The following is a 19,824-nucleotide window of genomic DNA, read 5'->3' on the forward strand; positions in this document are numbered from 1 at the left end:
TCGGTCACTTTTCGTCCAATAACGCTGTAGGTGCCTGGAAAATTGCAACTTGCCGCGGCTGCACGACAAGTTGATCGGAGCATCCTTAGCTGGAGGCCTGGCTGGTAGCGCTGTAGGCGGTTATCTAGGAGGGAATATTGTTGCACCCGCAGTATCCGGCACTAGGAGTAGGGACTGCCGGACTAGGGCACTCACCTGCGCGGTCATCGGTGGCACTGCCGGGGCGAAGTTAGCCGGTGATTTCGCAGAAAAAAAGGCGAGGTATTAGGTGACTTTTTGTATCACGAGTTCTCAAAATGACTAACATAGAGCCAGGACTGATCGCGCTGATCCTGATTACAGCAATGTTAATTGCCGCTAGCGCGCAAATTATTATTTCACACAAATACACCGAGCATTTTGAATCTTTCCTCCCCACCTCTCGCCTCGTATCTGACAACATCAAAAATTACCAGCACGCCGGACTCTTGGGCAAAACAATAAGAACCGGCCAGATTGCAACACTGTTGGCTATACCCAAAATCTTCATTTACAGGGGTTACGCTGAAATTGAGGAAGTAAAAAACTCCCCCCTCCGCGAAAAGCGCATTTTGTTAATCCTATGGATTATTCACATCACCTTGTTCATTGCCTTGATGCTGTCGCATTATCTATGACTTCATGCCGATACGACTTGCCCCGAATCGAAACCTGACGTGGCAACTTAACGAGGGGAAATTTCCTACAAAAACCTGTACCGCTGGCCGCGATAATGAGTGTAGAAGAGCTAAATACGTCCATGGATCTTCCTTGACAGGCAGTGTCGCCGGGGGAGGGATAGCAGCAAGCTACGGTGGAAATATTGCCACTAGTACTTGTCTCGCTCTTGGCGTGCCAACAGCCGGTACAGGCGCACTCCTCTGCGCTGTTATTGGTGGGGCTGCGGGAGCCACGGGAGGAAACATGCTTGGCGGTGCTGTAGGGGAAGCGCTCGGCGAAGTACTGTATGAAAAGGTAGGCACCCAATGAGCACTGCTGTGGGCATTGTTGCATTTATAATTTTGGCCGCCATGATCATCACGCTTTGCGCATCCCTCTACATATCAACCTATCATCTTGGCAGGATCGAATCACTACTACCGAATAGCGCATTCGTAAGCGGAAATAAGAAAACCTTTTCACAAGCAGGCCTTATTGGCAAGGTAATGCGCACACTCTCAATATCAATACTGCTAACAGTACCAAAGATATATGCACGGAAAGGCTTAGTTGACCTTGATGAGGTCACGAGCTTCCCTATAGGCATGAAGCGCACCCTGATCGTCTTAGGGGCTATGCACCCAACACTTATCGGAGCACTTATTCTATTCCGCATTTGGCTGCATACCCTGGACCCAAGCCGCAGTTGGTAGCGAGAGAATAACGTCAGCCGGACAGCTACAGCAGGGCGTCTACCATCTGCTCTGGGGTAAACGCCACGCAGTGGTGCGCTTCGCGGGTGTCCGCCTTTACACCATCTGCGCTCGATCTCATAAACCGCCAAAAAACCCAAGCCAAACACCCGGCACAGCCACCACATCACGGAACCCTCTCCCACCACAAAGGTCGCAGTTAACCAGACACCACACAGGTGGGTTTGCCCCCGCGCTTGTGTCATCATGCTGCGACCGCCGGTGAGTCCTCCTATTAAGCCTTCTATGAACAAACCATACGCATTGCTGCTTGCCTTCGCCCTGCTCCAGGGCTGCCAGAGCCTGGCCCCGCAAAAGGCCGAGCCTCCCGTTGCCGATGCCGCCAAGGCTGAGGCCGAGAAGCCCGTGGTGTATGGATCGTTCAAACAAGACACGCTCTACAGCCTGCTGGTGGCGGAACTGGCCGGCCAGCGCAACCGCTTCGACATCGCCCTGGCCAACTACACCGACCAGGCCGAGAAAACCCAGGACCCAGGGGTTTCCGAACGCGCCTATCGCATCGCCGAGTACCTCGGCGCCGACGAGCCGGCCCTGGACAACGCACTGGTCTGGGCGCGCAACGACCCGCAGAACCTCGACGCCCTGCGCGCCGCCGCCATCCAACTAGCCCGCGCCGGCCGCTACGACGATTCCATGACGTACATGGAAAAGGTGCTGCAGGGCCAAGGCGACACCCACTTCGATTTCCTCGCCCTGTCGGCAGCCGAGACTGACCAGAGCACCCGCGACGGCCTGCTGCAAAGCTTCGACCGCCTGCTGGTCAAGTACCCGGACAACAGCCAACTGGTGTTCGGCAAGGCCCTGCTGCTAAACCAGGACAACAAGCCCGAAGAGGCGTTGGAACTGCTCGAGTCACACCCCCCGCAAAATGGCGAAATTGCCCCGATCCTGCTGCGCGCCCGCCTGCTTCAGGCACTGGACCGCGGCCCCGAGGCCCTGCCCCTGCTGCGCGGGGCCATTCGCGACAACCCGGACGACAAACGCCTGCGCCTGACCTACGCCCGCACCCTGGTCGAGCAGGACCGTATCGCCGATGCCAAGGGCGAATTCCTCAGCCTGGTCCAGCAATACCCCGACGACGACGAACTGCGCTACTCCCTGGCCCTGGTATGCCTGGAGAACAAAGACTGGGACGAGGCCGAGGGCTACCTGCAGGAACTGGTCGAACGCGACAGCAACGTCGACGCCGCGCGCCTCAACCTGGGCCGTATCCGCGAAGAGCGCCACGACCCCGCAGGCGCCCTGCGTGAATACGCCCTGGTCGGCCCGGGCCCCGACTACCTGCCGGCGCAACTGCGCCAGGCCGACATTCTGATCGCCAACGGCCGTGGCAGCGAGGCCTCGCGCCTGCTTGCCGAGGCCCGCGAAGCGCAGCCGGACTACGCCCTCCAGCTGTACCTGATCGAATCGGAAAGCTACAGCAACAACAACAAGGACGCCCAGGCCAACCAGGTGCTGCAACAGGCCATACAGCGCTACCCGGACGACCTCAACCTGCTTTACACCCGCGCCATGCTGGCCGAAAAACGCGACGACCTGGCGCAGATGGAACAAGACCTGCGCGCGATCATCGCCCGCGAGCCGGAAAACGCCATGGCCCTGAATGCCCTGGGCTACACCCTGGCCGACCGCACAACCCGCTACGCCGAGGCCCGGACGCTGATCGAAAAGGCCCACCAGCTGACCCCCGACGACCCGGCAGTGCTCGACAGCCTGGGCTGGGTGAATTACCGCCTGGGCAACCTCGACGTGGCTGAAACCTACCTGCGCCAGGCGTTTGCCAACTTCCCCGACCACGAAGTGGCCGCCCACCTGGGCGAAGTGCTGTGGGCCAACGGCAAACGCCGCGAAGCCCGCCAGGTCTGGGCCAAGGGCTTCGATGCCCAGCCCGACAGCCCCCTCCTGCGCAAGACCCTTCTGCGCCTGACCGGATCCGAGACCCTTTAACGCCATGTTTCTGCGCCATTGCATTACCTTCACCCTGATCGCCCTGCTCGCCGGCTGCGCCGGCTTTGGAAGCCGCGAGGCCCTGCAGGGCCATGGCGACCCACAGCAGTGGCGCGCCCATAAAGAGCAACTGAGCAGCCTCGACGGCTGGCAGATCAACGGCAAGGTCGGCATCCGCGCACCACGCGACTCCGGCAGCGGCACGCTGTTCTGGCTGCAACGCCAGGATTACTACGACATTCGCCTGGCCGGCCCGCTGGGCCGAGGTGCCGCCCGCCTCACCGGTCGCCCCGGCGGCGTGGTGCTGGAAGTGGCCAACCAGGGCCGCTACGAAGCCCCCAGCCCCGAAGCCCTGCTGGAAGAGCAACTGGGCTGGCGATTGCCGGTCTCGCACCTGGTGTGGTGGGTACGCGGCCTGCCCGCCCCTGACAGCAAGAGCACACTGAGCCTTGACGGCGACAGCCGCCTGGCCACCCTCGACCAGGATGGCTGGCAGGTGCAGTACCTGAGCTACACCGAGCAGAACGGCTACTGGCTGCCCGAGCGCCTGAAGCTGCACGGCCAGGACCTGGACGTGACCCTGGTGATCAAGGACTGGCAGCCGCGCCAGCTGGGGCAGTGAGCCCATGCACACCCTGACCCTGCCGGCACCGGCCAAGCTCAACCTGTGGCTGCACATCGTTGGCCGCCGCGCCGACGGCTACCATGAGCTGGAAACGGTGTTTCAGTTTCTCGACCACGGCGACGAACTGCGCTTCGCCCTACGCGATGACGGCGTGATTCAGTTGCATACCCCTATCGAGGCGGTGCCGCACGACAGCAACCTGATCGTGCGTGCTGCGCGCAAGCTACAAGCGCAATCAGGTACCCCATTGGGTGCGGACATCTGGCTGACCAAGGTCCTGCCCATGGGTGGCGGTATCGGCGGCGGCAGTTCGGATGCTGCCACCACCCTGCTGGCCCTCGCCCACCTGTGGCAGCTGGATTGGGACGAAGACCGCCTGGCCGCCCTTGGCCTGAGCCTGGGGGCGGATGTACCGGTATTCGTGCGCGGCCATGCAGCCTTCGCCCAGGGCGTGGGCGAACAGCTGACCCCGGTCGACCCGGAAGAACCCTGGTATGTCGTGCTGGTGCCGCAAGTGTCTGTCAGCACAGCAGAAATTTTTTCACATCCGCAGTTGACACGTGATTCACTGCCCCTTAAGATGCGCCCCGTTCCCAAGGGAAACAGTCGAAATGACTGCCAACCGGTGGTAGAGCAGAATTACCCAGAAGTTCGAAACGCATTGAATTCACTGGGAAAATTCACCGAAGCTCGATTAACCGGCACTGGAAGCTGTGTGTTTGGGGCCTTCCCAAGCAAAGCCGAAGCTGATAAAGTTCTGGCCCTTCTTTCAGCGACCCAAACAGGGTTTGTGGCGAAAGGAAGCAATGTTTCGGTGTTGCATCGCAAGCTGCAAAGTCTGGTCAAGAAGTCGGGCGCATAAGCGTTCGCAAGCAACAGATACAGGGGCGTCGCCAAGCGGTAAGGCAGCAGGTTTTGATCCTGCCATGCGTTGGTTCGAATCCAGCCGCCCCTGCCATTTTCCTTATACTCATCCAGGTATACCCTCAGCCTCCAGGTACTGCGCGTGTCCAAGATGATGGTCTTTACGGGGAACGCTAACCCCGATCTGGCTCGGCGTGTAGTACGTCAGCTGCATATCCCTCTCGGTGACGTCTCTGTCGGTAAATTCTCCGACGGCGAGATCAGCACTGAGATCAATGAAAATGTTCGCGGTAAAGACGTTTTCATTATTCAGCCGACCTGTGCCCCGACCAACGATAACCTGATGGAACTGGTAGTGATGGCCGACGCCTTCCGCCGCTCCTCAGCATCCCGAATCACCGCCGTGATTCCTTACTTCGGATATGCCCGCCAGGACCGCCGTCCGCGTTCGGCACGTGTAGCCATCAGCGCCAAAGTCGTCGCTGACATGCTCACTGTCGTCGGTATCGACCGTGTACTCACTGTCGACCTGCACGCTGACCAGATCCAAGGCTTCTTCGATATTCCCGTCGACAACATCTACGGCTCGCCCGTACTGGTAGACGACATCGAAGACCAGCGTTTCGAGAACCTCATGATCGTATCCCCGGACATCGGTGGTGTTGTGCGCGCACGCGCCGTCGCCAAGTCCCTGGGTGTCGACCTGGGTATCATCGACAAACGCCGTGAAAAGGCTAACCACTCCGAGGTCATGCACATCATCGGCGACGTCGAAGGGCGCACCTGCATCCTGGTAGACGACATGGTCGACACCGCCGGCACCCTGTGCCACGCGGCCAAAGCTCTGAAAGAACACGGCGCTGCCAAGGTTTATGCCTATTGCACGCACCCTGTCCTGTCGGGCCGCGCGATCGAGAACATCGAGAAGTCGGTACTGGACGAGCTGGTGGTGACCAACACCGTACCGCTGTCCGCCGCTGCTCAAGCCTGTGACCGTATCCGCCAGCTGGATATCGCACCGGTTGTCGCTGAAGCGGTACGCCGTATCAGCAACGAAGAATCGATCAGCGCGATGTTCCGCTAAGCGGAACCCGTGTTGATATGAAGCGCCCCGCCCCAACCTGTGTTGGGGCGGGGCTTTTTTGCCATCCCCGTCTGGCGCTGGTCGCAAACGCCATTCGGGAGGCTATTTTGGAGAAGTAAAATGACCGATTTCATCCTGAACGCCCAAGCGCGTACTGACCTGGGGAAAGGTGCGAGCCGCCGCCTGCGTCACTCCGCCAGCATCCCTGCCGTAGTTTACGGTGGCGATAAAGAAGCCCAGTCCCTGACCATCGTGGCCAAGGAAATCGCCAAACTGTTCGAAAACGAAGCTGCCTTCAGCCACGTTATCGAACTGAACGTCGACGGCGCCAAGCAGAACGTCGTGGTCAAGGCCATGCAGCGTCACCCAGCCAAAGGCTTTATCATGCACGCCGACTTCGTTCGCGTCGTAGCTGGCCAGAAGCTGACCGCTGTTGTTCCAGTGCACTTCATCAACGAAGAAGCACCGGTCAAGAAAGGCGGCGAAGTTTCGCACGTTGAATCGCAGATCGAAGTTTCCTGCGAAGCCAAAGACCTGCCAGAGTTCATCGAAGTCGACCTGGCCAACGCTGAAATCGGCACCATCATCCACCTGTCGGACCTGAAAGCTCCGAAAGGCGTAGAGTTCGTCGCTCTGGCCCACGGTGATGACAAAGCTGTTGCCAACGTTCACGCTCCGCGCGTTTCCGCCGAAGCTGCTGAAGAAGGCGCTGCCGAGTAATCCACTCGCACGCCGGCGTTGATCGGGTTACAGTGCCGCGCGCACTGTAGCCCACCAACTCCAAGGAAGAGCCCCTGACGTGACCGCCATCCAGTTGATCGTCGGCCTGGGTAACCCCGGCCCCGAATACGAACAGACCCGGCATAACGCAGGGGCTCTTTTCGTTGAACGCATTGCCAGCGCCCAGCGTGTTTCGCTGACCGCTGACAAAAAATATTTCGGCCTGACGGCTAAGTTCAGCCATCAGGGCAACGACGTTCGTTTGTTGATCCCCACCACCTACATGAACCGTAGCGGTCAGGCCGTGGCGGCCTTGGCCAATTTCTTCCGCATCAAGCCGGAAGCGATCCTGGTGGCGCACGACGAACTCGACCTGCCCCCGGGCGTTGCCAAGCTCAAGCGCGGCGGCGGTCATGGGGGGCACAACGGCCTGCGCGACATCATCGCGCAGCTCGGCAACCAGAACGACTTCCACCGCCTGCGGCTTGGCATCGGCCACCCGGGCGACGCCAAACTGGTCTCCAACTTCGTCCTGGGCCGCGCGCCGCGCGCCGAGCAGGAGAAGCTCGACGCCAGCATCGATTTTGCCCTCGGCGTGCTGCCGGACGTGCTTGCCGGCGATTTCGCCAAGGCGATGCGCGAACTGCACAGCCAGAAGGCCTGATTTCCTTTAGAGAGGGGAATACCCATGGGTTTCAATTGCGGCATCGTCGGCCTGCCCAACGTCGGCAAGTCCACCCTGTTCAACGCCTTGACCAAATCTGGCATCGCGGCGGAGAACTTCCCTTTCTGCACTATCGAGCCGAACAGCGGCATCGTGCCGATGCCCGACGCGCGCCTGGCTGCGCTGGCTGAAATCGTCAAGCCGAACCGCATCCTGCCGACCACCATGGAGTTCGTCGACATTGCCGGCCTGGTGGCCGGTGCATCGAAAGGCGAAGGCCTGGGCAACAAGTTCCTCGCCAACATCCGCGAGACCGACGCCATTGCCCATGTGGTCCGCTGCTTCGAAGACGAGAACGTGATCCACGTTTCCAACAGTGTGGACCCCAAGCGTGACATCGAGATCATCGACCTCGAACTGATCTTCGCTGACCTGGACAGCTGCGAGAAGCAACTGCAGAAGGTTGCGCGCAATGCCAAGGGCGGTGACAAAGAGGCGCTGGCACAGAAGGCCATCCTCGAGCAGCTGATCCCGCACTTCACCGAAGGCAAGCCGGCACGCAGCCTGATGAAGAACATGGGCGCCGAAGACAAGGCGGTCATCCGCGGCTTCCACCTGCTGACCAGCAAGCCGGTGATGTACATCGCCAACGTCGCCGAAGACGGCTTCGACAACAACCCGCACCTGGACGTGGTCAAGGCCATTGCCGAGGAAGAAGGCGCGGTCGTGGTGCCGGTGTGCAACAAGATCGAAGCAGAAATCGCCGAGCTCGACGATGGCGAAGAGAAAGACATGTTCCTCGAGGCCCTGGGTCTGGAAGAGCCAGGCCTGAACCGCGTGATCCGCGCCGGTTACGAACTGCTCAACCTGCAGACCTACTTCACTGCTGGCGTGCAGGAAGTTCGCGCCTGGACCGTACGCGTGGGCGCCACCGCACCCCAGGCGGCCGGGGTTATCCACACCGACTTCGAAAAAGGCTTCATCCGCGCTGAAGTCGTGGCCTATGACGACTTCATCCAGTTCAAGGGTGAAAGCGGCGCCAAGGAAGCCGGTAAGTGGCGCCTGGAAGGCAAGGACTACATCGTCAAAGATGGCGACGTGATGCACTTCCGCTTCAACGTCTAAACAGCAACTTGTATTTCACCGGACCTTACCGGACACAGAACCCCTTGAGGAATGAAGCCTCAAGGGGTTTTTCTTTTCCGAAAAGGTCCGACAAGAATCTATACGATCCACATATTTACCGGGTACGCTACCGGGTATCGAAAAATTCACCCACCCATATAACCGGGTATAACAGGATTGAGCAGCCATGCCGCTTACCGATACCGAGTGCCGTACCGCCAAGCCCAAGGAAAAGCCCTACAAGCTCACAGATGGCAATGGCCTTTACCTTGAGGTGAAGCCTAACGGGGTTAAGGCATGGCGCTATCGGTTCGAGCTGAACGACGGAACCGGCAGGAAGGAAAGCGTGTTCGCGATTGGGGGCTATGTAATCGCGCCCAAAGGGGAATCACCCGAGCACGCCGAAGAGCGCCGCAAAGGGCGCCGCTTCACTCTTGCGGAGGCACGCGATGAGCGCGTGAAAGCCCGCGCCCTAGTCATACAGGGCATCAATCCCGCGCACCACCGGCAACAGGAGCGGGTGAAGCGCGACCACGAGAAGGCCATTACGTTTGAAGCCGTCGCCAAAGAGTGGCTTTCACTGAAGGACTGGGAGGAGATCACCAAGTCCAGACGACTCAACATGCTTGAACGCGTCGTTTTTCCCAAAATAGGCGATCTGCCGATTAAGGCCATCACCCCCGTGCACATTCTGGAAGTGCTCAGAGCAGCTACTCAAGACAATGGCCCATCTGTTGCCCAGGAAGCCAAGCGGAGCATGTCCGGAGTTTTCGAGCTGGCAATTTCCACGCTGCGAGCCAGCACCGACCCGGTACACCCCGTTCGAAAAGCCCTGCCAGCTAACAAGACTCAGCACAAACGCCCTCTCTCCACCGAAGAAATTGGCCAACTGTTACGCGATGTCGAATCTCACGGCGGGCGCCATGAGACCCTCTGCGCTTTCCAGCTCATGTGGCTGACTCTTTGCCGCCCCAATGAAGCTGTAGAGGCTCAATGGGCAGAGTTTGACCTGGAGAAGGCGCTTTGGCGCATTCCCGCCGAACGGATGAAAAAGCGCAAAGATCACACAGTGCCACTGCCGCGACAGGCAGTCGAAATACTGCGAGGCCTGCATTCCATAACAGGAAAATACACCCACGTATTTCCTCACCGCGACGTACGCACCCGCCCAATGGTTGCGGCCTCATTCCGCCAGATGCTCAACACACTAGGCTGGGGAGGTAAATACAGCCCGCATGCCACGAGGACAACGGGCAGCACCAGACTCAATGAGATGGGCTATTCAGCAGACTGGATCGAAAGACAGCTCGCCCATACCGAGCAAAACGCTGTCCGCCGCACCTACAACCATGCCGAGTATTTGAGTGATCGAGCCATGATGATGCAGAGATGGGCGGACATGCTGGACAGCTGGAAAAAGGAAAACCCTTAGACTGACTTGAAAGACACGTCCGTGACCACTTTTACACCTTCGGGCTTTTTAACCATATCAGAATCATCAACATCGAGCCCCTCATTGCCTAAGGTAAAGGACACAACCCAAACAAACTGGCCGAACTCCGACTCAGCTGTGAAGGTTACTGACCACTCCTCCGAGCCATCTTTATTTTTCAGGCCTGATTGCTTTTTCTGATCCCCCTGGGACAGTTTGCTGGCAGAAATTTGATGCGGAACGCGGTTTACCTCAAAAACGAGCTGACCTACTGGCTTAACTTGCATATTTCCTCCCATGTCGAAGCAGAGGACTATAAACGAGCCGCTTAACAGGCACTACTGAGTTGAGCGCAGACGCCCGATGATGGCCGGGTGGAGCGAGCACATCCAGCAAGCAGCTGCCGGCAACCTTGCGATGTCGGCTATCAAGGAAAAGCGGGACAGAAAGGTCGTTTCGATACACTGATGGATGGTCTGCTGCCGACCAGAGCGCATAACCGCCCAGACATAAAATCGGGTATCCGGATTAAGTGGTTGATGGGCCTTCCAGCCCCATCCAACCCTTAGTCCTTCCAGAAGGTTGATAGATCGACACCGAAGTTCTTCTCAGGCTCGGGGAGTCCCATGTTGTAGGTCATGGTGGCTCTGCCCAGAAACGGGGATTCCTTGACTTGTGGCGCCTTCTTCTTGTGCTTGGTGGTATAGAGCATCCGGGCTCGCATTACCTCGAACGAATAGCCCCGGCCATCACGGTTTTTGTCCTTGGCTAGGCGGTTTATCGACTACGTGAAAGCGTTGGTGATCGGGATGTCGGTCTCAAAGTAGGTCAGCATCTCTTCACGCCAGCCACTGACGGCGCTGACGAGATCCTTCCAAACCTCCTTCTGCCCCTGAGGGATGTTGTCAATCCAGGTGGCGAGAGCCTGTTCGGCACCACGCCGATTGGTACAGTCCCAGATATGGTAGAAGCGCTCCTTGCGCTCGTAAGCCGCCAAGAGCTGGGGGGAATGCTCCTGTCCAGGTCTCCATGATGAGCCGTTCGCGGTCTGAAACGTCGTGAGCGCGCTTCAGCAGGATTTTCCGGTCACCTTTGAGGGTCCGGCGCTGATTGGGCTTCAACTCCTTCCTTAGGCCTTTGCGGATCTTCTCTAAGGCCTCGTTGGCCATGCGCACGACGTGGAACTTATCGACCACGATACGGGCCTGTGGCAGCACCGTCTGGAAGGCGCGGCGGTAGGGCTTCCACATGTCCATGCTGACGATCTCGACCTGGTGGCGGTTGGCCATGCTCATGAGGCGTCTTGTCACCCTCTCTTGCTGACGACCGGGTAGCAGGTCCAGCAGGGTGCGCTCTTCCAGATTGGTTAGGATGCAGCAGAGCCCTTGGCAGCAGTCGTGCATCAGGAACGTACAGCTGGCTCATGAAGGCGTGCCGCCTTATCAAGGCCCAGGACGCGCCTATTCCGGAAGTCAAGCATGCGATAGCGAAGACGCTAGGCGATTCAGCGGCGGCGGCTGCCTGGTTGATGTCGTATTTCCGCCCAAATAAAGAGGGCGACACCGAGGAAGATCCATACGTCCGCTAGGTTGAACGATGGCCAGTGCCACTGGGCATAGTGAAAATCGAGAAAATCCTCTACGTAGCCTAACCGCAAGCGATCTGCGACATTGCCCAACGCGCCGCCGAGGATCGCACTGAGGGCGAGCCGATAACTCAGTACGCGTGGTGAACGCCAAAGCCAGTACACCAGTAATATCGAGATAACCAGGGCCAGTCCGATGAAAAGCGGCTGCTGCCAACCGCCGACATCCGCGAGAAAGCTGAAGGCCGCCCCCGTATTGTGGCGGTGGACCCAATTGAAGAAGGGTGCGGCAGGCACGCTTTCACCATGCGCTAGCATGGTGCTGGCAAGGTACTTGCTCGCCTGATCGACAAACAGTAACAGGAGCGAGAGCCACAGCCAGCGCATCGCCTTTCCCGGCTCGTGGGCTTTCTCTGCGAGCCGACTGCCATAAGTAGACATATCCCCTTCCTCCTGACCCAATCTAGAATTTGCTCGCTGCTAAATAACAAGCGTCATGTACCCAACCGATGATGCCGACGAATTCGACGGAGCAGGAGCAGGCCGAGTCCGAGTGCGGTCAGGCCAAGGACAGGCCAATCCCGCCAGCGCACATAAGGGGGCGCGCCAGTTCGCGGTGTCACTTCGGCGCTGAGGGTGGCCACTTCGAACTGCGGAGCACGCTTGAGCACTTTGCCCTCATGATTGATGGCTGCTGTGATACCGGTGTTCGTGGCTCGAAGAAGGTCACGTCCGGTTTCGATGGCACGCATGCGTGCCATCTGGAAATGCTGGAGGGGGCCGAGCGAGCTGCCGAACCAGGCATCGTTGCTGACATTCACCAGTAACTGCGCTTCGGGCAGAAGCTCAGTGACTTCGGCACCAAAGACCGCCTCGTAGCAGATGAGTGCCCCTACGGGCACCCCTGCTGCATTCAGGACGTGCGCTTCCCGTCCCGGTGTGAAGTCGGACATGGGCGCCCCGAGCACGTCGAGGGCCGACCCCAAAAGATCCCGAAACGGAACATATTCACCGAAGGGCACCAGGTGGCGTTTGTAGTAGAAGCCTGAGGGATCGGAGAGGCTTACCACGGCGTTGTAGGTACGGCCCTCCGCCTCGCGTACCGGGACGCCAATCATTAACGATGTGCCTGCCTGATCGGCTAACGCCTCAAGCTCAGCAAGATATGCTTTGGCCTGGTCATGCCACATCGGGATTGCCGCTTCTGGCCAGATCACGATATCGGCTCCGAGATGCTGCGCGGTAAGCGCCTGATAGCGCTCAAGTGTGATGTCCCGGTATCTCGGGTCCCATTTCTTGTCTTGCGCGATGTTTCCTTGCAAGAGGACGACATCGATCGGGTCAGCGGCTGGCTGCGTCCATTCACGATCCAGCAGTTGCAAGCCGGCGAGGGTAGCGACTAACACGGCACCGACTACCGCAGCACGGCGCAGGCTTGGCCCCTGGACAACCCAGGCAAGCCCGCCAGCGAGAAGTGCCACCAGTAAACTCACGCCAAGCACGCCAAAGACGGGAGCGATAGTGGCAAGTGTGGTGTCGGTCTGGCTGTAGCCAATGAAGAGCCAGGGAAAGCCGGTCAAGAACCAGGTGCGCATCCATTCACTCAGCACCCATGCCGCAGGTAGCCCTAGCCAGAGTGCCATTGCATCCATCTCAGGGCGCAGGCAGCGCACGAGGTACGCGACGCCCCATGGAAAGAGGGCGAGCAGCGAGACAAAGGCCGCCGTGACTAACACCGCCACCACGGGGCCATTGCCGTACTGGCTAATGCTGATAAAGACCCAGGAGACACCCACGCCGAAGTAGCCAAGGCCAAAGAGGTAGGCCGACCACAGCGCCTGACGCCTTGAAGACTGCGCGGTCAGGACAAAAAATGTTGCCAGAGCGATCACCGCAAGCCATGCCCAGCCCACAGGGGCAAAGGCAAGCGGCATGGCGCCTCCAGCAAGTAGAGCCATCCCCCCTGTCAGAAGCGGCTTATAGCGCACGCCCGTGTATAGGCTAGAGGGTAGCGCGCACTTATCACCCAATGCTCTCTCGCCTCCGAATCCAGGATCAACCCTGTGGCTCATGCTTTCTTGCTCCGCTTAATCAAGCTGCGTCAATTCATTCGGCCGGCTGGCCAGGGTGGCAAAGTGAATGTTTCTGGACTCGACTAGGTGCGCCGTAAGCTGGGAGCTGCTTCGTATTCGGCCAGCACGACAGTGGCTGTGTTGGGGAGCAGTACGTTAGCTTTGCGATACCACCCCTTCCAAGCCCGCTGATACCAGAACGAACAGGACGAAGCCGCCTATGAAAGCCAGCGGTGAGATGTGCGTATCGTCACCGCTCTCGTGAGCCTCGGAGACCATATCTTCGATGGCAGCGACCGTGAGAAGGCCTGCCGTGAACGTCAGTGCCGCTAGCTTAAATGCCTCCGGCTGGTTCCTGAGTACGAAGTAAGCAAAGACGGCTGCCGAGAGCACAGGAATCGCGAAGGAAGCAGAGAGCAGTATCCGCTTGCTACGAGGGATTCCTTTATCTTTCATGGTGGCGATCGTCGCAAAGCCCTCAGGAACATCGGCGAGAACCTGACCCGCCGCCAGGATTATCGCGACCGACGGTGAGACCGCCGACCCCGCCCCGATCAGGAGGCCATCGCTGAACAGGTCGATGGATACGGCGATATAGATCATCCAGACACTCGTCTGACCGCCTTCTCCCTGCTGGCCTTGTCGCTTCTGGAGACTCTCAACGAGCTTCTCGATACCTACGTAAGCAATGCCGCCCAGCGCGAAAGCGAGGGCGATTACCCAGGCTGAGAGGTTCTCTAGCACGCGCGGCATGATTTCAACCGCCACCACCGCAATGACGAGGCCGGCAGCGCCGTGAAGGGCGTAATTGAGACGGCGCCCGGTAGTTCGGGAGGCCTCCGCAGCGAGCCCACCACTAAAATTGCCTAAGGCGGGCAACAGCGCCAGGCCGAGTACCAGCCAGATACTATCCATCATCTTCCTTCCTTGGTTGATTCCTAGATACGCTACCTTGCTGGCTCCGAGCCTTCGCGCTATATGCTGTCGTTCAGGCCTAGCGCGCTTGTACAGCCACTTCGATCAAGTGTCCCAGGCATCGATAGCTGCGTACCGTGCAGCCTCACCCCTTGAGCGCCAGGATGCGCCGAGCGCCGTTGAGGACGATCAGGCCCACGATGGTACCGATAATCAGGTCAGGGTAGCTGGACCCCGTCCAGGCGACCAAGGCACCGGCGGCGATGACGCCCATGTTGATCACCACATCATTGGCCGAGAATATCCAGCTTGCCTTCATATGCGCGCCGCCTTCGCGGTGCTTGGATATCAACAGCAGGCAACCGGTATTGGCGATCAACGCGACGAAGGCGATCGCCATCATCATCAGCGATTCAGGCTCACTACCGAAAACAAAGCGTCGCACCACCTCGACGAGTACGCCGATAGCCAAAATCAGTTGCAGTACCCCTGCCAGATGCGCGGCACGTACCTGCATTTTCGCACTGCGCCCTACGGCATAGAGAGCCAGGCCATAGACGGCTGCATCGGCAAACATATCCAGGGAATCAGCGATCAGGCCGGTAGACTGGGCGATCAGGCCAGCAGTCATTTCCACCACGAACATGATCGCATTGATACCGAGCAACACGCGCAGAGTGCCTGACTCCTGCGTAGCAGAGACTGCCGAGCTCTCAGCGGCCTTGATCGTCTCTGGGTCGGCAATGACGGTTTCCTGAAGAGAGGCGCCTAGCCCCAAGGTCGCCAGTTTCGCGGTAATGGGCTCAGCCTCGCCGTCATGCACGACCTCCAATCGGCGGTTCGACAAGTCGAAGGACAGCGTTCGAATCTCATCAAAGCCGTTCAGCGCCAAGCGGATCATCCGTTCTTCTGAGGGACAATCCATCTTCGGCACAGCATACACGCTGACCCATTCCCCTGACGCTTCGGAGGAGACCGGCATATCGGTATCCGCTGCAGGCGTTGCATCGCAGCTACATGGGCCACCACAGGCTTTACTCACGATACGGCTCCAGTTAACCAACATAGATTGCTAGTATTAAAAACTATATAGCTACTATAAGGTCAATGGGACAGATGATCCGTTGAGGAGTAAGCCTGATGCGCATTGGTCAGTTAGCCCAGATAGCGGGTATCGACACGCAGACGATCCGCTTCTATGAGCAGCAGGGCCTGTTGCCGCCGCCTGATCGGCAGGACAACGGTTACCGTGTCTATACCGAGAAGCATGGTGAGGGGCTGGCCTTCATCCGTCGCTGCAGAATCCTGGGCCTGTCACTGGCTGAGATTCACGAACTACAGAGCTATGAGGACGACCCTCATCAGCCTTGTACCGCCGTCAACGCCTTGCTCGATGATCACATCTCTCATGTGCGGTCGCAGATAACCGCTCTGCAAGCGCTTGAGAAACAACTCGTTTCACTGAGAGCGAGTTGCAACGATGACCGGGAAGTTGAGGCGTGTGGGGTTCTTGCTGGAATTAGCGAAGGAAACATGCACCAGCAGTAGGTGAAGCATCAACCAGATAATCCGATGAGATGCCGGTCTGTCTCACTCTCATGCAAAGGTAAGATCAACCATTTAATCCGCTTACCCTGATTTTTCCATGTAGTGGTCAACCCATCCCGGACAGTGGGTTAAGTTTTTCTTCGGCAACGGCGGGCGGCAGCCCGTCGTTGAATTGATGCGGCCTGACCCAGTTGTAACGATGCATCAGATAGTGACTGATGTCCCGTTGCGCCTCCTGGGCTTTCAGGTAACCGGTCGGCGGAACCCACTCCGACTTCAGACTGCGGAATAACCGTTCCATTGGCGAATTGTCCCAGCAGTTACCTCGACGGCTCATGCTCTGTTCCATCCGATATCGCCACAACCGCTGTCGAAACAGGCGGCTGGCGTACTGACTACCCTGATCTGAATGAAACAGCACCTGCTGCGGTTTGCCTCGTTGCTCGTAGGCCATATCCAGCGCCTTGATGACCAGCTCCGTATCCGGCTTGGCGGAGAATGCCCAGCCAATTACTCGTCGTGCATGCAGATCCAGCACCACCGCTAAGTAATTCCAGCGGCCTTGCGCCCAGATGTAGGTGATGTCGCCGCACCACACCTGATTGGGGCGCTCAGTGGTGAACTCGCGGTTCAGCCGGTTCGGGATATCTGGTCGTTCAACCGTGGCCTGCTTGTACGCGTGCGAGCCTGGTTGTTTGCTGACCAAGCCCAACTCGCGCATCAACCGACGCACGCGAAAGCGGCCAATGCTTACGCCATCTTCACGCAGCATGCCCAGAATGCTTCGGCTACCAGCCGATCCTCGACTCTGGTTGAACAGCTGGTTGACCTGGCTGCGCAGTGCAACGCGGCGCGCATCAACACGGCAGCGCCGTAGGCGATAGGCGTAGTAGCAAGACCGCACCACGTCGAACGCTGAACAGACCACTTCCACCGACTCCCGCTCACTCAACTGGTCTATCAGCGCGTACGATTGAACTCGTCCGACATCAAGAGAGCGGTAGCCTTTTTTAGGATCGCTTTCTCCCGTTCCAGTCGGTCGATCCTGGCTTCCAGCTCCTGGATTTTCTGCTGTTCGGGAGTCAATGCTTTGCTCTTCGGGGTAACGCCCTGGCGCTCCTCTTGGAGCTGTTTCACCCAGCGACGAAGCGCCGATTCAACCAGCCCCAGCGAGCGGGCTGCATCGATATGGCTGTAGCCCTGATCGAGCACCAGACCAGCGGCCTCTCGTTTGAACTCGGACGTAAAAGAACGACGTTGCTTGGTCATCAGACACCTCTCTATGGCGAGCATTCTCGCCCTAAATGGGTGTCCGGGATTAGTAGACCACTACACCATCATGCATCCTAGCCCGCCCCACCTAAGCCGCACAGGTATCGCCATGGTGCTTGTGCCTACTCCCCGAGAATGGTCTCATTGCGGAGAATTCGTACGGCGACCGTATCTTCATACCCATGAGGGTCGGAGCAAATACCTCTCACCTCTATACATATCGACATCATCCCGATGCCCAGGCGTAAGGTCACAATCCAAGTAGTGCTTACACTGAGCCTGGCATTGCTGCTGGTCATGGGTTGGCATATGTCTTCCCTGTTGGTTGGTGCAGAGCCGCAAGCGGGATTCAAGAGCGAAGCCGCGCACAGTAGCTTGCTCACAGAGGCAGCCCCCTCTTGCGTCTTTTGTGCAGGTCACCAGCACTCGCCGATGACTGCCGACCATGTGCACGAGACCCCTTACCTTGGGCCGCTGCTTATCCTGCCAGCACAGGCAGAAAGCAACATCCTGACTACCCTGCCGGATGAAGCCGCACCAACTCGCCTGGTCTACTTGATTGAGCGCCCTCCGCGATCCAGCCGCGTGATCTAAGCACAGCCGCACTGCGGCTAAAGACCACTGCAATCCAGGATCAACTTATGCAATCGCTTTCTCCGCGCGAGCCAGGGGCGTTGTTTGCGCACCTGCGCCGCCCGATGCGCTTATTACTGCTCGCTATCGTGCTGATGCTCATGGGCATGGCAGATGCACTGGCTCAAGACGTCACCACGAACGATATCGCGTCGACGGTAGTTCCCGTGCCACCCACCTCTGTAGAGGGTAGATATCAACCATGATGGAAACAGAGACAAACACTCGCTTTCCCAGCCCCTGGAGCCTGTTGCTTATGGCCTGGGGTATTGCGTTGGTTTCGACCTTAGCCGCCTTGTTCATCGGCGAGGTCATGGGCAAAACGCCCTGCGTGCTCTGCTGGTTCCAGCGCGCATTCATGTTTCCACTGGTCGTGATTCTGGCCGTTGGTTGCTACACCTCGGATTTCGGGGTCTGGCGTTATGCGTTGCCGGTTACCGTCGTGGGCTGGCTCATCGCGCTCTACCACAGCCTGCTCTACTTTGGGGCCATACCGGAGAGCATCAAGCCCTGCGGGGCAGGCCCGTCCTGCTCCAGCGCTGACATGACGATTTTCGGCAGCGTCCCTCTGCCACTGCTTTCGCTGGTCGCATTCACCCTTATCGCTGTTCTTCTTGTTCTCATCCGTCGGAGGTCTTCCCTATGAGCAGACGTGCAATCGTCCTCGTCATCAGCATTCTTACTGCGCTCGGCTTCACTGCTGCGGCATTCTTTTATGATCGATATTCGGTAAGTGAAGAGACCCCGCCAGTTGCTCCAGTGGCTAGCTCGTTGGTGCGCTTCCATTCGCCCGTTATCGGCACCGCCAATGCGCCCGTAACCATCGTTGAGTTCTTCGATCCGTCCTGCGAGGCCTGCCGCGCCTTCTTTCCAGTAGTGAAACAGATCCTGGCTGACAACCCGAATGATGTGCGCCTGGTGCTGCGTTACGTCCTCTTCCATGAAGGCTCTGAAACAGCAGCAAGAATCCTCGAAACTGCACGCAAGCAGGGGGTCTTCGAGCCTGTTCTGGAAGCACTCATGGTGGCGCAACCGCAATGGCACAGTGACCCACTGGTGCAGAAGGCCTGGGAAGCTGCTGAAGCGGCAGGCTTGGATGTGGAAAAGGCCCGTGCGGAGATGATGGCTGGCGATATCACCGAGGCCCTGAAAAGGGACTCTCAGGATGCCCAGGCTGCTGGCGTGCGCCAGACGCCCACGTTCTTTGTGAATGGCAAGCCGCTATTGAGTTTCGGCGCGCAGCCACTGATTGATCTGGTCAAAGCTGAAGTCGAACAAAGCAAATAAGCGCTAACCGTCTGCATACAGCTGAGCCAGACTCACCACCTGCCATGTAGCGTGCCTCGCATGGCAGGTGGTGGCGCATGTTTAGTGGCGGTGGCTTTTCCCAACATGAGTGTGGCCATCATCCGGAAGCGCACTGACACCGCCAGTGGTGTTCAGGCGCTGGAGGATTCCACACTCGTCTACGCCGCGCTCAGAGGCGCAACGGTGTCGTAACTCAACCAGCTGTTGTTGCAGGGCCAGCAGGCTGGTCACGCGCGCTTGCACATGCTCAATGTGCTCATCCACTAAGCTATTCACACCCTCACAGTTCCCCTCTGGCCGATCCATCAGCGCCAACAAGCTTCTGATCTCGTCCAGGGTCATGTCCAGTGTTCGGCAGTTACGGATGAACGTAAGTCGCTCAAGGTGCTCACTGCTGTACAGGCGGTAATTACCCTCGCTGCGGGCCGGAGCGGGCAACAGCCCCTCGCGCTCGTAATAGCGAACCGTTTCAACTTGGCAATCGGCAAGCTTGGCCAGCTCTCCAATCTTCATGAGTTACCTCTTCAGCAAACGCTTGACCCTGTAGTGGCTTCAGGGTGTTCACTCTGCACAACTGTT

General features: G+C 58.4%; 21 protein-coding genes, 1 tRNA gene and 2 pseudogenes. 16 read left to right on the plus strand and 8 right to left on the minus strand.

The window, feature by feature from the left end:
- Positions 1–296: 296 nt before the first annotated feature.
- The 11 genes from G1E_RS09335 to G1E_RS09385 all read left to right on the plus strand — a co-directional run bounded on the left by G1E_RS09335 (position 297) and on the right by G1E_RS09385 (position 9,912).
- Positions 297–656, plus strand: a complete 360-nt coding sequence (locus G1E_RS09335) for a hypothetical protein (RefSeq protein ID WP_009686191.1) — start codon at positions 297–299, stop codon at positions 654–656.
- Positions 657–1,004: 348 nt separating this feature from the next.
- The gene (locus tag G1E_RS09340) at positions 1,005–1,391 is read left to right on the plus strand and encodes a hypothetical protein (RefSeq protein WP_009686190.1); all 387 of its coding nucleotides are present in this window, start codon (positions 1,005–1,007) and stop codon (positions 1,389–1,391) included.
- Between the two features lie 285 nt (positions 1,392–1,676).
- Positions 1,677–3,398 carry a tetratricopeptide repeat protein gene (locus G1E_RS09345; protein ID WP_009686189.1) on the plus strand — a complete coding sequence of 574 codons (1,722 nt, stop codon included), beginning with the start codon at positions 1,677–1,679 and terminating at the stop codon, positions 3,396–3,398.
- A 4-nt stretch (positions 3,399–3,402) separates the two neighbouring features.
- Positions 3,403–4,020: a lipoprotein insertase outer membrane protein LolB gene (gene lolB / locus G1E_RS09350; RefSeq protein ID WP_047149785.1), complete on the plus strand. Its 618-nt coding sequence runs from the start codon at positions 3,403–3,405 to the stop codon at positions 4,018–4,020.
- A gap of 4 nt (positions 4,021–4,024) precedes the next feature.
- Positions 4,025–4,885, plus strand: coding sequence for a 4-(cytidine 5'-diphospho)-2-C-methyl-D-erythritol kinase (ispE, locus tag G1E_RS09355; RefSeq protein WP_047149786.1), 861 nt, complete (start codon positions 4,025–4,027; stop codon positions 4,883–4,885).
- 21 nt (positions 4,886–4,906) lie between these two features.
- A tRNA-Gln gene (locus G1E_RS09360) sits at positions 4,907–4,981 on the plus strand.
- A 48-nt stretch (positions 4,982–5,029) separates the two neighbouring features.
- The gene (locus tag G1E_RS09365) at positions 5,030–5,971 is read left to right on the plus strand and encodes a ribose-phosphate pyrophosphokinase (protein WP_003247410.1); all 942 of its coding nucleotides are present in this window, start codon (positions 5,030–5,032) and stop codon (positions 5,969–5,971) included.
- A 120-nt stretch (positions 5,972–6,091) separates the two neighbouring features.
- Positions 6,092–6,691 (plus strand): 50S ribosomal protein L25/general stress protein Ctc, encoded by a 600-nt coding sequence (locus G1E_RS09370; protein WP_009686184.1) that lies wholly within the window; start codon positions 6,092–6,094, stop codon positions 6,689–6,691.
- A gap of 79 nt (positions 6,692–6,770) precedes the next feature.
- A complete protein-coding gene (gene pth / locus G1E_RS09375) occupies positions 6,771–7,355 on the plus strand; it encodes an aminoacyl-tRNA hydrolase (protein WP_009686183.1) in 585 nt (194 codons plus the stop codon).
- Between the two features lie 24 nt (positions 7,356–7,379).
- The gene (ychF, locus tag G1E_RS09380) at positions 7,380–8,480 is read left to right on the plus strand and encodes a redox-regulated ATPase YchF (RefSeq protein ID WP_009686182.1); all 1,101 of its coding nucleotides are present in this window, start codon (positions 7,380–7,382) and stop codon (positions 8,478–8,480) included.
- A gap of 187 nt (positions 8,481–8,667) precedes the next feature.
- Entirely contained in the window at positions 8,668–9,912 is a 1,245-nt protein-coding gene (locus tag G1E_RS09385) for a tyrosine-type recombinase/integrase (protein ID WP_009686181.1), read from the plus strand.
- Here G1E_RS09385 and G1E_RS09390 read toward each other — a convergent pair.
- Entirely contained in the window at positions 9,909–10,199 is a 291-nt protein-coding gene (locus G1E_RS09390) for a hypothetical protein (protein WP_009686180.1), read from the minus strand. The two genes, G1E_RS09385 and G1E_RS09390, sit on opposite strands and share 4 nt — an antisense overlap.
- 58 nt (positions 10,200–10,257) lie before the next feature.
- Here G1E_RS09390 and G1E_RS29360 point away from each other — a divergent pair.
- Positions 10,258–10,380: pseudogene (locus G1E_RS29360) on the plus strand (integrase); the annotation flags it as partial.
- Positions 10,381–10,477: 97 nt separating this feature from the next.
- On the opposite strand, the pseudogene G1E_RS27460 reads toward G1E_RS29360, so the two are convergent.
- From G1E_RS27460 to G1E_RS09420, 5 genes and pseudogenes are all read right to left on the minus strand, one after another.
- Positions 10,478–11,288: pseudogene (locus G1E_RS27460) on the minus strand (ISL3 family transposase); the annotation flags it as partial.
- A 128-nt stretch (positions 11,289–11,416) separates the two neighbouring features.
- Positions 11,417–11,938, minus strand: a complete 522-nt coding sequence (gene lspA / locus G1E_RS09405; RefSeq protein WP_008930575.1) for a signal peptidase II — start codon at positions 11,936–11,938, stop codon at positions 11,417–11,419.
- Between the two features lie 53 nt (positions 11,939–11,991).
- Positions 11,992–13,431: an apolipoprotein N-acyltransferase gene (gene lnt / locus G1E_RS09410; RefSeq protein ID WP_009686176.1), complete on the minus strand. Its 1,440-nt coding sequence runs from the start codon at positions 13,429–13,431 to the stop codon at positions 11,992–11,994.
- A gap of 294 nt (positions 13,432–13,725) precedes the next feature.
- The gene (locus tag G1E_RS09415; protein ID WP_009686175.1) at positions 13,726–14,487 is read right to left on the minus strand and encodes a ZIP family metal transporter; all 762 of its coding nucleotides are present in this window, start codon (positions 14,485–14,487) and stop codon (positions 13,726–13,728) included.
- A 142-nt stretch (positions 14,488–14,629) separates the two neighbouring features.
- Complete coding sequence (locus tag G1E_RS09420) at positions 14,630–15,526, minus strand: cation transporter (RefSeq protein ID WP_008928737.1); 897 nt, start codon at positions 15,524–15,526, stop codon at positions 14,630–14,632.
- A 98-nt stretch (positions 15,527–15,624) separates the two neighbouring features.
- On the opposite strand from G1E_RS09420, the gene cadR (G1E_RS09425) reads away from it, so the two are divergent.
- A complete protein-coding gene (gene cadR, locus G1E_RS09425; RefSeq protein ID WP_009686174.1) occupies positions 15,625–16,032 on the plus strand; it encodes a Cd(II)/Pb(II)-responsive transcriptional regulator in 408 nt (135 codons plus the stop codon).
- Positions 16,033–16,138: 106 nt separating this feature from the next.
- Here cadR (G1E_RS09425) and G1E_RS09430 read toward each other — a convergent pair.
- Positions 16,139–17,301 (minus strand): IS3 family transposase gene (locus G1E_RS09430; protein ID WP_132475516.1). Its coding sequence is split into 2 segments (ribosomal slippage): positions 16,139–17,046 and positions 17,046–17,301, totalling 1,164 coding nucleotides; the frame shifts between segments, so codons are not numbered across the junction.
- A gap of 644 nt (positions 17,302–17,945) precedes the next feature.
- Between G1E_RS09430 and G1E_RS09445 the strand changes: the two genes are divergently transcribed.
- From G1E_RS09445 to G1E_RS09455, 3 genes are read left to right on the plus strand one after another with little or no spacing between them, the layout of a single operon-like run.
- Positions 17,946–18,143, plus strand: coding sequence for a hypothetical protein (locus G1E_RS09445; RefSeq protein WP_009686170.1), 198 nt, complete (start codon positions 17,946–17,948; stop codon positions 18,141–18,143).
- The gene (locus G1E_RS09450) at positions 18,140–18,583 is read left to right on the plus strand and encodes a disulfide bond formation protein B (RefSeq protein ID WP_081430179.1); all 444 of its coding nucleotides are present in this window, start codon (positions 18,140–18,142) and stop codon (positions 18,581–18,583) included. The genes G1E_RS09445 and G1E_RS09450 overlap by 4 nt, the downstream gene beginning before the upstream one ends.
- Positions 18,580–19,224 carry a thioredoxin domain-containing protein gene (locus G1E_RS09455; RefSeq protein ID WP_009686168.1) on the plus strand — a complete coding sequence of 215 codons (645 nt, stop codon included), beginning with the start codon at positions 18,580–18,582 and terminating at the stop codon, positions 19,222–19,224. Before G1E_RS09450 ends, G1E_RS09455 begins: the two co-directional genes overlap by 4 nt.
- A gap of 81 nt (positions 19,225–19,305) precedes the next feature.
- Here G1E_RS09455 and cadR (G1E_RS09460) read toward each other — a convergent pair whose 3' ends face one another.
- Entirely contained in the window at positions 19,306–19,758 is a 453-nt protein-coding gene (gene cadR / locus G1E_RS09460) for a Cd(II)/Pb(II)-responsive transcriptional regulator (RefSeq protein ID WP_009686167.1), read from the minus strand.
- Between the last annotated feature and the right edge of the window lie 66 nt (positions 19,759–19,824).

This window comes from Pseudomonas sp. TJI-51 (assembly GCF_000190455.2).
GTDB lineage: Bacteria > Pseudomonadota > Gammaproteobacteria > Pseudomonadales > Pseudomonadaceae > Aquipseudomonas > Aquipseudomonas juntendi.

Excerpts from the sequence above, each read along its gene's own strand:
- G1E_RS09450 (WP_081430179.1), top strand. The coding sequence starts at position 18,140 with ATGATGGAAACAGAGACAAACACTCGCTTTCCCAGCCCCTGGAGCCTG.
- G1E_RS09415 (WP_009686175.1), bottom strand. The coding sequence starts at position 14,487 with ATGATGGATAGTATCTGGCTGGTACTCGGCCTGGCGCTGTTGCCCGCC.
- lnt (WP_009686176.1), bottom strand. The coding sequence starts at position 13,431 with ATGCCGCTTGCCTTTGCCCCTGTGGGCTGGGCATGGCTTGCGGTGATC.
- G1E_RS09340 (WP_009686190.1), top strand. The coding sequence starts at position 1,005 with ATGAGCACTGCTGTGGGCATTGTTGCATTTATAATTTTGGCCGCCATG.
- G1E_RS09345 (WP_009686189.1), top strand. The coding sequence starts at position 1,677 with ATGAACAAACCATACGCATTGCTGCTTGCCTTCGCCCTGCTCCAGGGC.
- G1E_RS09335 (WP_009686191.1), top strand. The coding sequence starts at position 297 with ATGACTAACATAGAGCCAGGACTGATCGCGCTGATCCTGATTACAGCA.
- G1E_RS09390 (WP_009686180.1), bottom strand. The coding sequence starts at position 10,199 with ATGCAAGTTAAGCCAGTAGGTCAGCTCGTTTTTGAGGTAAACCGCGTT.
- G1E_RS09455 (WP_009686168.1), top strand. The coding sequence starts at position 18,580 with ATGAGCAGACGTGCAATCGTCCTCGTCATCAGCATTCTTACTGCGCTC.
- G1E_RS09385 (WP_009686181.1), top strand. The coding sequence starts at position 8,668 with ATGCCGCTTACCGATACCGAGTGCCGTACCGCCAAGCCCAAGGAAAAG.
- G1E_RS09445 (WP_009686170.1), top strand. The coding sequence starts at position 17,946 with ATGCAATCGCTTTCTCCGCGCGAGCCAGGGGCGTTGTTTGCGCACCTG.
- lolB (WP_047149785.1), top strand. The coding sequence starts at position 3,403 with ATGTTTCTGCGCCATTGCATTACCTTCACCCTGATCGCCCTGCTCGCC.
- lspA (WP_008930575.1), bottom strand. The coding sequence starts at position 11,938 with ATGTCTACTTATGGCAGTCGGCTCGCAGAGAAAGCCCACGAGCCGGGA.
- ispE (WP_047149786.1), top strand. The coding sequence starts at position 4,025 with ATGCACACCCTGACCCTGCCGGCACCGGCCAAGCTCAACCTGTGGCTG.
- cadR (WP_009686167.1), bottom strand. The coding sequence starts at position 19,758 with ATGAAGATTGGAGAGCTGGCCAAGCTTGCCGATTGCCAAGTTGAAACG.
- ychF (WP_009686182.1), top strand. The coding sequence starts at position 7,380 with ATGGGTTTCAATTGCGGCATCGTCGGCCTGCCCAACGTCGGCAAGTCC.
- cadR (WP_009686174.1), top strand. The coding sequence starts at position 15,625 with ATGCGCATTGGTCAGTTAGCCCAGATAGCGGGTATCGACACGCAGACG.
- G1E_RS09370 (WP_009686184.1), top strand. The coding sequence starts at position 6,092 with ATGACCGATTTCATCCTGAACGCCCAAGCGCGTACTGACCTGGGGAAA.